An 11,688-nucleotide genomic window follows, 5' to 3' on the forward strand; every position below is an offset into this window, starting at 1 on the left:
TCCCTGATTCATCTCCTACTGCAAGACCAAAGGCCGGGGCGCCCCCTTTCGCCCCGGCCATTGTCTCCCCGGCTACCTGCGGATCCCCCTATTCCGCAGCCCCCAAGCACAAGTTGCTTTTAGAACGGTGGCGCTGCCGCACCGACCAGTTCGCGCTCCTCGTTCTCGCTTCCCTGTGCGGCGTCTTCTGCCGCAGTGTCTTCGGCCTGCGACGAGGCCACATCGTCGCCGTCCTGATCGGACTGCTGCTTATTACCCACCGGCTCCTCGCGTGTGACCGTCACCCGGCGCAGGCCCATGTCTGCGCCCACATGGCTGGCCCGGATACGCAACGCAGAGCGCTTCTCCCCGCTATCCTGCGCCGTCCACGTGGACTGGTAGAGCCGACCGACCACCACGACCGGCATGCCCTTATAACCATCGCTCACCACATTCTGGGCCAGCTTCCCCCAGCACTGCACGGTAACGAAGGTGGGACTGCCGTCCACCCATTGGCCGTGACGGTCCTGATATCGGTGGTTGACCGCCATGCGGAACACGGCCATCGCCGCGTCCTCGGTGCGGTGTTTCATCTCCGGGTTGCTCACCATGTTTCCGGTGAGGTGAATCGTTGCCATCTGGCTGCTCATCGTGGACCACTCCTTCTTCGCGTGAATTGCTTGTCCCCCACCGGCAGTTAGCTCCCCCGCCGGTAGGTCCTTCTTTGAGCACCACGCCGCGGATTCTGCCGCGGCGCGTAGCCATTGGTTTACCGAATGCCCCGGCCAGCACACCTGATTCGCGAACCCACGCTGTGGATAGCGTTCCCGGCATGTGAGAAGTCCACAGAGCCACTCACATGGCTCTTGACGGCCCGTGCCCGCCGTGACATGTCCGCCGCATTGCCCTGCAGGCCACAGTGAATAACAAAGAAAGGGACGCCACCAGGCGGGGCTGGTGACGTCCTCGAAAGAAACGGTGACGGGGCTAGTCAGCGTCCTCGGCGGAAGCGTCGTCGGACCTAGTACCGGAGTCCGGGGCCGGGCGCTGCGACCGCGGGGCCTGGCCATAAGCACCCGGGATGTTCGCGCCGTACTCCGGGGACGGCAGATCGGTGAACTTCTGCCCCTTGCGGCGGCGGACCTGTTTGCGGCGACGCTGCTTCTCGGTGTGCAGCTGGCTCTGCACGGACTCGGTCTCGTAGTCGGCGGTGTAGTACTCCTTCTCGCCGAAGTCCCCGCCCTCGCCGGCCATGCTGGCCAACATCGCGTTATAGGCCTGCAGGTCCTGGCCACCAGTGCGGTCCTGGTGACGGTCGTAGCGCTTCGCCTCCCGGTCCTCGGAGCGGTACCACTGCACACCGTGGGCGATGGAGACGATCAGCAGCGGCAGCTCGCCCAGGCCCCAGGCGATCGCGCCACCCACCCACTGGTCGTGGAGGATGTCCAACGCGAAGGGGAAGTCCAGCCGCTGGTAAAAGTCCGCGTTCATCGGACTGCGCATCTGCATCAGGGCGATGCCGAACCAGGCGTGGAAAACCACGGAGCCGAAGAGCACGAGCATCTTATTGAACGCGGAGATGTGGCGCGGGGCGGCGTCCACACCGATGATCACCCAGAAGTAGATGTACCCGGAGATCAGGAAGTGCCCGATCATGAACAGGTGGCCGGAGTGGTTGCTGCCCATCCAGTCGAAGAGGGTGGACAGGTACAGCCAGTAGAAGCCCACGACGAACTGGATGCCCGCGACGATGGGGTGGGTCCAGAAGCGCGAAATCGGGTTGTTGATGAACACCACCAGCCACTCGCGCGGCCCCGGCACCCCATCGCGACCGGCGGCGGGAAGTGCTCGCAGGAAGAGGGTCATCGGGCCACCGAGCGCCCAACAGATCGGGACCACCATGGCCAGGATCATGTGCTGCAGCATGTGCGGGGAGAACATCGCCATCGCGTACATGCCCAGCCCGGAGCTCGTGGCGTAGAGGAGGAAGACGTTGCCGGCAGTCCACCACAGCAGGCGGTTGAGTGGCCAATCCTGCCCCTTCTTGCGCAGCGTGAACCAGGCCCACATGTACAGGACTTGAAGGATGATCGCGCCCACGCCGTAGATCAAGTCCAGGCGGAACATGCCGAACATGTGCAGGTAGTTCGGCGGTTCGGTGATGCGGAAGCCCAGCAGGATGTCCATCGTGGTGATCTCGATCTGCTGCGGCAGCGGGGGCGGAATGCGGGACAGGGAGATGGCCACGCCGATAGCACCCGCCATGACCAGGACCTCGCCGATAGCCAGGCGGCTAAACGCCTTACGCGCCTCGGCGGTGGAGCTGCCGCCCTCCCCCTCGGCGGCCTCCAGCTTCGGGATGACCGACTTGCGGTGCAGGTAACCACACACCAGCAGGACGATGCCGAGCACCGCCTTGGCGGTGATGACCAGGCCGTAGTCGGTCGTCAGCCACTCGGAGAAGCGCACGCGGATCGCAGCGTTCACCAGGCCGGAGAGAACCACCGCGACGAAAGCCCAGAAGGCCACGAAGCTATAGCGCTTCGTAATCAGCGCCAGGTGTGGGCCGCGGCGCTTCGCGTGCGCGACCAGGGCCATCAGACCACCAACCCACACAGCGGTGGCCATCACGTGCCACAGCAGGGAGTTCACGCCAAAGTCGTGGTTACCGCCCGAGGCAGAGTGCCCATCCAGCGCAAGGGGGATCATCGTGCACAGCGCCAGGGCCAGGAAGACCGGCTGCCAGATCCACTTGCGGGTCAGCAGGGAGAAGAACCAGGTCAGGCCAGCGATGATCGCCACTGCAAGGAAGGCCTTTGCCGTGGAGACCTGCTGAATCGCCACACCCCACAGATCTGGCTTCAGGGTTTCCTTCAGCGGCGAGCCCGAAACATCGGACATGTACAACGGAATCAGGAACAGAGCGCACACGGCCCACAGGAACATTCCCCACTGGCCGGTACGGGCTGCGGCGTAGCCGTCGTAATCCAGGTAGCCGTCCTTGCGCGGCGGGGCGCCGAAGGCGCTCATCAGGAACCCGCCCACACCCATGCAACCGATCAGGGTGGCGGCGGAACGCAGGAAGGGCAGACCGAAGGTCGTCGCGGTGCCCGGATCCGGCACGCCGAGGGCGGCGAGGGACTCGCCCAAGAACTCAACGCTGATGACGGCGCCGACGATGCCAGCCACGAGCGCGGCGGCAATGTAGACGAGGATCGGCGGGCCTAGTTTCTGTGCACCGCTCCCCGATTGCGCGGGGGCGGCGGCGTTCTTCACGGGCGCAGACATGTCTCACACAATACCCCCCGACCTGGTGATTACCATTTCCCCAGGCATCAACTAACCTATGGTGCGTGGCAGCGCCCGCAGGTCGGGAAAACGCTCGCCGCATGCCTCCGTAGCTCAGTGGATTAGAGCAGTGGGTTTCTACCCCATGTGTCGCGGGTTCGAATCCTGCCGGGGGCGCTTTTTGCTTTTAAGGGGCGGCTACCTCGCTGCCGCCGGTGACCTAGGATTGACCCAGCACGGTTCTTAAACGCTCACCTCCGACGCATGCCCGTGTGTCTTGCTGCGGTGAGCAGGAAACCCCGCGCAGGCTTAAGCCCGCGCCCCCATCCGCCAACGTGAGGAGCCTTCTTGACTACCGAGCACAACATCCCCCGCCCCCAGCCCGGCGCTTTCGCCCTCGTCACCGGCGCATCCTCCGGTATCGGCGAGGCACTCGCCCTCGAGCTGGGGCGCCGTGGCCACGACCTCATCCTCGTCGCCCGCTCCACCGGGCCGATGGAGGCCATCGCCGAGCAGCTGCCCGGCCGGGACGTTCGCATCCGTTCTGTTGACCTTTCCGACGCCGCCGCCCGCGCGGAGCTCATCGCCGAGGTCGAGGACTTGGACGTCAACATCCTCATCAACTCCGCCGGCATCGCCACCTTCGGCGACTTCACCGACCTGGACTACGGCGGGGAACGCGCCCAGTTCGAGCTGAACGCCACCGCCTTGTTCGAGCTCACCGCCGCCGTCCTTCCCCGGATGCTGGCCCGTGGCGAGGGCGGCATCGTCAACGTCGGCTCCGCGGCCGGAAACATGGCGATCCCCGGCAACGCGACCTACGTGGGCACCAAGGCCATGGTCAACACCTACACCGAGGCCCTGCACTACGAGCTGAAGCCCAAGGGCATCAAGTGCACGCTGCTGGCACCGGGCCCCGTGCGCGAGGCGGTCAAGGAGGAAGAGAAGAAGACCGGCGTGGATCGGGCTGTGCCGGACTTCATCTGGACCACCTACGAGGACTGCGCCATCGAAACGCTGGAGGCGCTGGCCGCGAACAAGCTGCGCGTCGTCCCCGGTCCGCTGTCGAAGGCGATGAACTTCCTGTCCACCTACGTCCCCCGTCGCGTGAGTGCGCCGATCATGGCGAAGCTCTACCGCAAGATGGCCGCCGAGGTCGCGGCGGAGGACGCGGCAAAGAAGCAGCAGAACTAAAAGCAAGAACGAAGGAACCCAAGGAACACAGTGTCCACCCCTAATCAGGTAGCGAAGAACGACCGCATCGTCTGGGCAGACTGCGAGATGACCGGCCTGGACCCCGACCGCCACGTCCTGGTGGAGATCGCGGTGATCGTCACCGACGCCGAACTGCGCCCCCTCGACGAGGGCATCGACCTGGTCATCCACGCCACCGAGGACGAGCTCGCCGAGATGGATGACTTCGTGCAGAACATGCACGCCCGCTCGGGGCTGACGGAGCAGATCCGCGAGTCCACGCTCTCTCTCGCGGAGGCGGAGCAGCAAGTGCTGGAGTATGTACAGCGTTACGTGGAGGTCGAGCGGGCCGCGCCGCTAGCGGGCAACTCCATCGGCACGGATCGCCGCTTCATCGCGAAGTACATGCCGAAGCTGGACGAGTTCCTGCACTACCGCATGATCGACGTCTCCAGCATTAAGGAGCTCGCCCGTCGCTGGTACCCCAAGGTGTACGCGGGCCAGCCGCAGAAGGGGCTTTCCCACCGGGCGCTGGCGGATATTCAGGAGTCGATCCAGGAGCTCGCGTTCTACCGGCACGCGATCATGGTCGACGCGCCCGGCCCGGATAAGGGGCAGATCCTGGCGGCCGCTGAGGCAGCGGTCGAGCCCTGGGCCTAGGCCAGGGAAATCGTTTGGTGCTCGTTCGGCGCTCGCTCATAAGGACGACGCCGCGTTCCGCGGGGTCACTGTTGCGCGGTTGCACGGCGGGGAGCTTCCAGGTTCCGGGGCCTCCACGCTGGCGTTTTGGCGCTTTTGTGGTTCTGGCCTAATATAGTTCTCGCTGTCTTAGAGCAGTGATGGTGACTGTAGTTCAGCTGGTAGAGCACCAGGTTGTGATCCTGGGTGTCGCGGGTTCGAGTCCCGTCAGTCACCCCAGAGAAAATCCCCGGCAGGGTTCTGAACTAGCCCCCGAAAGTTGGACTGGTTTAATTCTAGGCGGTGAGGGGTTCAAGGGTCTGATTCCGATATTGCATCGGGGTCAGGCCCTTGAGTCGTTGTTGGACGCGTTCGGTGTTGTACCACCCGATGTACTCGTCGATCGCTTGGTTGAACTCTGCGACCGTGTCGAAGACCTCACCGTGGTACATCTCGGTTTTCAAGTGCCCGAAGAAGTTCTCCATGACCGCGTTGTCGTAACAGTTGGCTTTACGCGACATCGACTGAACACCGCCGTTGTCGCCGATCAGATTGCGCCACGAGGAATGCTGGTACTGGAAGCCTTGATCGGTGTGCATCATCCACCCGGGTTCAGGTGCACACGCTGCAATCGCCTTGGACAAAGAATCGGTGGTCAACGCTGTCGACGGTGATGTAGCCACAGTGTGGGCAACGATCGAGCGGTCGAACAAGTCCATCACCGGTGACAGGTAGACCTTGCGGCCTTGGACCCTGAACTCGGTGACGTCGCTGACAAAGACGGTATTCGGCCTATCTGGGGTGAACCTGCGGTCAAGCGTGTTGTCAGCGATGTGGCTGATCGTCCCAGTGTAGGAAACATAGGGCCTGCGCTGGCGGATCTTGGCTCGAAGCCCCATCTCGTACATGAGTTTGTACACGAGTTTGTGGTTGACCACCCACCCTTGGTTGCGCAGGTCAAGTAGGACTCGCCTATAGCCGTAGCGATGCTTGTTCCGTTCGAAGCACTCCCGGATCGCGGCTTTGAGTGCTGCGTGCTTATCCGGTTTGTTGAGGCGTTTCTGGTGGTAGAAGAACGTCGACCTCGGCATGCCTGCCGCATCCAAAAGGTATTGCAGACGATGCTGTGACTTGAGGATGACAATCGCCTGGACTTTCAGGCGTGTCCCTGGTTCCTCAAGTCCCGCAATTTTTTTAAGTAAGCGTTTTCCGCTTCCAACCGCGCGATCTGACGGCGAAGCTTGTCTTCTTCTGTAAGCTGCTTCGGTGCGGTCGAGCCTTTGGGTCTGCCCTTCGGTTTCGGTGTCAACGCGTCATCGCCGCCTGTGCGCCATTTCCTGGTCCAATCTTTGACGAGCTGGTCTGACGACAGGCCAAACTCGCGGGCAAGATCCATTCTTGTCTCGCCGGCAAGGTAGCGTTGGACAACTTCCTTTTTGATGTCGAACGAGTACTGCTGTTTAGTTGGTTTCTCCACAAGACATAGCTTGCCATGCAGCTGAAACCGACGACGCAGCGTACGGGCGGCATACTTGGAGACACCAAGAGCATTGGCAGCGGCTGTATAACCCATGCCTTGCTCAAATAGTTCAACCAACTGCTCGCGCTGCTGCTTACTCAGCGAACTTCGTGCTCTCAATGGAAACTGCTCCCCACTAGTCGGTAACTGATTTCTCAGTCCAACTAATGGGGAGCAGTTCATTCACCTGCCGGGGATTTTTCGTTGCCGTAAGACCCCGCGCGATCACGGAGCTACTCGCCTGCCCCCGCTACGCATTGAAGGCCTGCATGCTGGCCCCACAGCGTTATAGTTAGGCCATGATGCATCTCCTCGCCGCTGGCGATTCCCTCCCCATGGAGGGCGATAACACGATTCCGCCGGCATATGACCTCCTGTGGGCAGGGCTGGCGGTCGCTTGGGTCGCCCTGCTAGCAACTGCGCTGATCCTGTTGTTTAAGGATCAGAACACGCCCCGAGCCGCCCTGCTGTGGTTCCTCGCGATCCTGGTGTTTCCGATTCTCGGTTCGGTGGTCTACCTGTTCACGCGGAACCGGAGGAACCGGCAACAGCGCCAGCAGGTTTAGGCGCGCGCCGCGTCGTAGCCAGCCTCGTCGATAGCGGCAATGATCTGCTCCTCACTGACGGTGCCGTCGTTATCGAAGGTGGCGGTGCCCTTCTCAGCGGACACAGCGATGTCGCTGAGCCCGCCCAGCGCGGAGAGCTCCTCGGTCACCGCGGCCTCGCAGTGCCCGCAGCTCATGCCCTCAACCTTGTAAACCTGTGCAGCCATGACTGCTCATCCCTTTCTCTTTTTCTTGCTTCGCTTTCCTTAACGTGAGCGCAGGGAGCGCCCCCGCTGGAGCACCACCAGCCTACGCGGGACTGCCCAGAAGATGCGGGCGATGGTCGGCTGCACCCGGTGGGCTAGAGTCAGATCCATCATGAAGCTTCCCCACCGTCCGCACCCCAGCCCCACGGAGAAGTACGCCACCGTAGCCCAGCGCGCGGCTGCTGAGGTCATTAGGGGATATTCCACCAGCTTTTCGATGGCCTCCTCCCTGCTGCGCGAGCCGGTGCGCACCCACGTGCGCAACCTCTACGCCATGGTGCGGGTGGCAGACGAGGTCGTCGACGGGGTCGCCGCCGGTGCCGGTCTGAACACCGAGGCCACCCGCGCCTGCCTCGACGCCTACGAGCAGGCGGTATACCAGGCCTGCGACCGCGGCTTCAGCACGGACCTGGTGCTGCACGCCTTCGCCCGCACCGCCAACGAGTGCGGGCTCGAGGACGCCGACCTGCGGGACTTCTTCACCTCGATGCGCCAGGACACCCTCGTCGCGGTTCACGACGCCGCGAGCGTCGACTCCTATGTCCACGGTTCCGCCGAGGTCATTGGACTGATGTGCAACGCCATCTTCGCCGCGGACTCCGCCGGTCGCGGGCGCCCGTGGTCCGCGCAGCGCCGCAGCCAGGCCAACGAGGGAGCGCTGGCCTTGGGGCGGGCTTTTCAGAAAGTGAATTTCCTCCGCGACATGGCCGAGGACACCCAGAAGCTGGGCCGGAACTACGTCTCGGGCGAGGCGATGACCGACCAGCCTGCCAGCCCGGGCGATCCGTCTCACACGAACAACGCCACCAGTTCCACCCCACGCGAGACCCCCGCCCCCGCTCCCCTGACCGCGCAGCAGAAGGCTGCCCATATCGCGGATATCCGCGCCGACCTCGCCCTGGCAAACAGCGCCATTAGCCTGCTGCCTGCCACCGCGCGAGCGGGAGTTGCGGCCGCTCACGCGCTGTTCGCGGAGCTCACGGAGCTACTGGACCAGGCCAGCGTCGCAGAGATCATGTCGGGCCGGATTCGGGTTTCCGCACCCCGCAAGGCCGCGGTCACCGCCCGCGCCGCAGCCCGGGCGTGGCGTGCCTAAGCCTCCGTTTTAGTACTGCGGGCCGTCGCCGGCGTTACCGGCCTTCCAGGTCGCCCAATCGATGTTCCAGTCCCCCAGGCCGTCGTAGCCCGGCAGCGTGGGCCCCGTGGAGTTCTTCACCGTCACGATGTCCCCGCGCTTGAAGTTCTGGTACACCCAATTCGCGTTCTCCATCGACAGGTTGATGCAGCCGTGCGAGGTGTTCTGGCTGCCCTGCGCCCACACCGACCATGGGGCTGCGTGGATGTAGATCCCGGAGTAGCTCATCTGGGTCGCATAAGAAACGTCCGTGACGTACCCACCCTCCGCTTCGGAATAGCCGAAGGTATTGGAGTCCATCGTCAGCGCCTCATACTGGTCGCCGATCTGGTAGACGCCATTCGGGGTGGCCCACTGCGTGTTATCGCGGCCGTTGGACGTCGGCATCGTCTTCAACGTCTGACCGTTCTTCGTCACGGTCATCGTCTTCGCGGCGTCGTCGACGACGGCGCGGACATCGTCACCGATGGTGAACTTCGCCTTGCGGTCGTCCGCGGAGTAGAGGCCGTCGCCGAGGTCCACGCCGCGCAACTTCGCGTCCACGGTGACCGTGGTTCCCGGCTTCCAGTAGTGCTCCGGGCGCCAGCGAACCTCAGTATTGCTGATCCAGTAGAACGCACCCTCCACTTTCGGCTCGGTCTTGATGCTGATCGCGTCCTGGACAGCCTTGCGATCTGTGGGAACGGAGTCGAGCTTCAGCGCGATGGACTGCCCCACACCGACCGTGACCCCATCCAGCGGCGCGAGATAAGCGTTGGTCAGGACATTGGGCTGGATCGTGGTGAAGGTCTGGTTCAGGTCCGTCGCACCGTTGGTCGCCGTGAGGGTGTAGCTCGAGCCGTATTCCATTCCGGCCGTGCTACGCCATTCGGTCTTGTCCTTGTTGAGCTTGCCCTCGATGGTGTTTCCCGCGCTATCCATCAGGCTGACGTCGGACAGTGCCTTGTCGGAGGTCAACGTCACCGTCTCGGTGGGGTTCACGCCGTCGGCTCCGTCCTTCACGGATGCGGTGATTCCGACCTTCTTCTCCTGCGCTTCCTCCGTGGCGGAGGTGTCACCCTCCGAACGGTCGGTGTCGATCGTGCACGCACCGAGCGTGACGAGGCTGGCTGCTGCGACAGCCGCAACGATGGCGCGACGAGGGTTCAATACACGTCCGGCCTGGCGCTGACCGATTCGCGAAAGAAAGGACATCATGGGCTCCCAGGTAGGGCGCTGCCGGTTTCCAGCCTTCCCCAGTGATGTCCGCTCACACGATGGGCGGGCATTGGAAACGATCGACAGCAGTTGGTGCGGCCCCTTGCCACGGTGATGGGCGGCGGGTCCGCTGGCAATTTTTAATACCCGGTTAGCTTAGCCGGTCAGGCAGACAAACCGGATGTTCAACGTGGCAAGTGTTAGAACACTGTTATGAAGCCGTTGGTTTTGCGCCACGACCAGGCGATTTGCCAAGTTTTAAAAAGCCTAATATAGTTTCATCTCGTTGCCACGGAGAGCACATGCAAAGCAGTGTTCACCTCGCAGCAAGATGGGCCATTAGCTCAGTTGGTTAGAGCAACTGACTCTTAATCAGTGGGTCCGGGGTTCGAATCCCTGATGGCCCACCACTGACCACCCCCGTCGGGATCATTCCCGCCGGGGGTTTTTCCTGTCTCGAGCCAGCGCGGGTCAACTCCCGTAGCAAAAGCGATAGCCGAGATCAGCGGACGCTTAGGCGTCCTGACCCCCTGCTCCGCATTGGCGAGCGTCGCCCGGCTAACGCCCACAATCTTCGCGAGCTCCGTCTGCGTGAAGCCTCCGATCTCCCGCGCCCGCTGCAGTCGGTGCTTAATCTCCCATTCGGGAATAATCCCTGCATTACTTACTGGTTTCGTCATGCCTAAAGGTTAGCGCATTGGCTAACAGTTGGCAATAAAACCGCTGGTCAGTTCACCAGCTAAGTTAAATGACTAAATTTTAGTTGCTTTAGATTAGTCATTGAGCTAATTTCTAGTCATGCGAGAAATTCTGACAACCTCAGAGGTCGCCGAGCTATTAGGAATCGGACTGAGCACTGTCACTTGGCGGGCTCGACAAGGACGACTCCCCGTCCTGCAACAGATTTCCGGTCGTGGCACTTACCTCTTCGACGGCGAGACGATCCGCAAGATGGCAGATCGCGCCGGGCGAGAAAACACCACCGACCAGGCACCACAAACGGAGCCGCCGAAATGACCCAAGAATTCAGCCGGCGAATCACCCTCCCCTACATGGACATGACCAAGACATACCCGTGGACGCGGATAGAGCCGCAAGACATCGAGATCAGCCTTGAAGCAGCCTTCGACGACCCAGATGACGAAGCGCCCCTGCTGATCAGGGCCCATGTGCTCAACGAGATCAAGGTCAAGACCCTCAACCGGGACAACTTGCCGCGACTCTGCACCGCCATCTTCCGCGCCGCGAACGCAGCCCTGTTCTTCACCGAGCCATACGAAGAGCCAAGACCCGGCGTCGAGCTCACCCCGTTCCGCACGGAGCCCACGGGCACCGATCAAGACACCTACTTCCGGATCCTCGTCGACCTGGGCGACCCGTTTGATGAAGACCGTTCCCGCCACCTGCCCTGCCTGATCTACATCCCCACCCCCGAAGGAGCCACCAATGACAATCCCTAACCCGAGCGCAGTCCTCGCCCTCCTCCAAGGCGGCCCCTTCACCGACCTCACCCCCGAGAAAATCACGGCCGGTTGGAGAGCCAATCTCACGAATACGCAGATCACCGTGCTTATCGACGGAACTGTGCAGCTGCCCGACACTAGCGCCGAGCTCGTGTCCTGGCTCGCGCTCGCGATCGCAGCAGCAGTACGCGAAGACAAGACCCCCGGCATCGTGAACCGCCCACCATTGAAGAAAGTCACCTCTCGCCGCCTCCCGGCAGGCCACGGCGCCACCGACGCGATCACACGCTACGAGTACCGCTTCGTGGAGGTCTCCGAGTCCCCGAGCACCGCGCAGGCGAAGGTCCACCGCACCATCATCGTCACCCTGGCCGTGGAGCAAGTCACCCCCGGGGCCCAGCCGTGACTACCAGCGCCAACCACC

13 protein-coding genes and 3 tRNA genes are annotated in these 11,688 nt (G+C 62.7%); 10 read left to right on the forward strand and 6 right to left on the reverse strand.

The features are described from left to right. Positions 1–119: 119 nt before the first annotated feature. Together CU_RS07010 and CU_RS07015 are read right to left on the reverse strand one after the other, a co-directional pair. Positions 120–629 (reverse strand): single-stranded DNA-binding protein, encoded by a 510-nt coding sequence (locus tag CU_RS07010; protein WP_231837631.1) that lies wholly within the window; start codon positions 627–629, stop codon positions 120–122. Between the two features lie 337 nt (positions 630–966). Then, positions 967–3,267 (reverse strand): bifunctional copper resistance protein CopD/cytochrome c oxidase assembly protein, encoded by a 2,301-nt coding sequence (locus tag CU_RS07015; RefSeq protein ID WP_012360639.1) that lies wholly within the window; start codon positions 3,265–3,267, stop codon positions 967–969. A 103-nt stretch (positions 3,268–3,370) separates the two neighbouring features. On the opposite strand from CU_RS07015, the gene CU_RS07020 reads away from it, so the two are divergent. From CU_RS07020 to CU_RS07035, 4 genes are all read left to right on the forward strand, one after another. Further along, positions 3,371–3,444, forward strand: a tRNA-Arg gene (locus tag CU_RS07020). A 171-nt stretch (positions 3,445–3,615) separates the two neighbouring features. Continuing rightward, positions 3,616–4,461 carry a mycolate reductase gene (cmrA, locus tag CU_RS07025; protein WP_012360640.1) on the forward strand — a complete coding sequence of 282 codons (846 nt, stop codon included), beginning with the start codon at positions 3,616–3,618 and terminating at the stop codon, positions 4,459–4,461. Positions 4,462–4,491: 30 nt separating this feature from the next. Beyond that, positions 4,492–5,121 carry an oligoribonuclease gene (gene orn / locus CU_RS07030; protein WP_012360641.1) on the forward strand — a complete coding sequence of 210 codons (630 nt, stop codon included), beginning with the start codon at positions 4,492–4,494 and terminating at the stop codon, positions 5,119–5,121. A gap of 182 nt (positions 5,122–5,303) precedes the next feature. Further along, positions 5,304–5,379 (forward strand) — tRNA-His (locus CU_RS07035). Between the two features lie 56 nt (positions 5,380–5,435). Here CU_RS07035 and CU_RS10630 read toward each other — a convergent pair. Then, a protein-coding gene (locus tag CU_RS10630) for an IS3 family transposase (RefSeq protein WP_407919457.1) occupies positions 5,436–6,778 on the reverse strand; the annotation gives its coding sequence in 2 pieces (ribosomal slippage) (positions 5,436–6,337 and positions 6,337–6,778; 1,344 coding nt in all). A gap of 179 nt (positions 6,779–6,957) precedes the next feature. Here CU_RS10630 and CU_RS07050 point away from each other — a divergent pair. After that, positions 6,958–7,224, forward strand: a complete 267-nt coding sequence (locus CU_RS07050) for a PLDc N-terminal domain-containing protein (protein WP_012360644.1) — start codon at positions 6,958–6,960, stop codon at positions 7,222–7,224. Here CU_RS07050 and CU_RS07055 read toward each other — a convergent pair. After that, complete coding sequence (locus CU_RS07055; RefSeq protein WP_012360645.1) at positions 7,221–7,430, reverse strand: heavy-metal-associated domain-containing protein; 210 nt, start codon at positions 7,428–7,430, stop codon at positions 7,221–7,223. The two genes, CU_RS07050 and CU_RS07055, sit on opposite strands and share 4 nt — an antisense overlap. 151 nt (positions 7,431–7,581) lie before the next feature. Between CU_RS07055 and CU_RS07060 the strand changes: the two genes are divergently transcribed. After that, positions 7,582–8,565: a phytoene/squalene synthase family protein gene (locus tag CU_RS07060; protein ID WP_231837632.1), complete on the forward strand. Its 984-nt coding sequence runs from the start codon at positions 7,582–7,584 to the stop codon at positions 8,563–8,565. 9 nt (positions 8,566–8,574) lie between these two features. On the opposite strand, the gene CU_RS07065 is transcribed toward CU_RS07060, so the two are convergent. Beyond that, positions 8,575–9,798, reverse strand: coding sequence for a L,D-transpeptidase (locus CU_RS07065; protein WP_012360647.1), 1,224 nt, complete (start codon positions 9,796–9,798; stop codon positions 8,575–8,577). 336 nt (positions 9,799–10,134) lie between these two features. Here CU_RS07065 and CU_RS07070 point away from each other — a divergent pair. Then, positions 10,135–10,211 (forward strand) — tRNA-Lys (locus CU_RS07070). Here CU_RS07070 and CU_RS10345 read toward each other — a convergent pair. After that, entirely contained in the window at positions 10,170–10,481 is a 312-nt protein-coding gene (locus CU_RS10345; protein WP_012360648.1) for a helix-turn-helix transcriptional regulator, read from the reverse strand. The genes CU_RS07070 and CU_RS10345 overlap by 42 nt on opposite strands. Positions 10,482–10,599: 118 nt before the next feature. Between CU_RS10345 and CU_RS10350 the strand changes: the two genes are divergently transcribed. Genes CU_RS10350 through CU_RS07080 form a run of 3 tightly spaced genes read left to right on the forward strand, consistent with a single transcriptional unit; the run spans position 10,600 to position 11,670 of the window. Next, positions 10,600–10,818, forward strand: a complete 219-nt coding sequence (locus CU_RS10350; RefSeq protein ID WP_012360649.1) for a helix-turn-helix domain-containing protein — start codon at positions 10,600–10,602, stop codon at positions 10,816–10,818. Continuing rightward, positions 10,815–11,261 carry a hypothetical protein gene (locus CU_RS07075; protein WP_012360650.1) on the forward strand — a complete coding sequence of 149 codons (447 nt, stop codon included), beginning with the start codon at positions 10,815–10,817 and terminating at the stop codon, positions 11,259–11,261. Before CU_RS10350 ends, CU_RS07075 begins: the two co-directional genes overlap by 4 nt. Continuing rightward, positions 11,248–11,670, forward strand: coding sequence for a hypothetical protein (locus CU_RS07080; protein ID WP_012360651.1), 423 nt, complete (start codon positions 11,248–11,250; stop codon positions 11,668–11,670). Before CU_RS07075 ends, CU_RS07080 begins: the two co-directional genes overlap by 14 nt. Positions 11,671–11,688: the final 18 nt, after the last annotated feature.

This window comes from Corynebacterium urealyticum DSM 7109, from assembly GCF_000069945.1.
GTDB classification, from domain to species: Bacteria; Actinomycetota; Actinomycetes; order Mycobacteriales; family Mycobacteriaceae; genus Corynebacterium; species Corynebacterium urealyticum.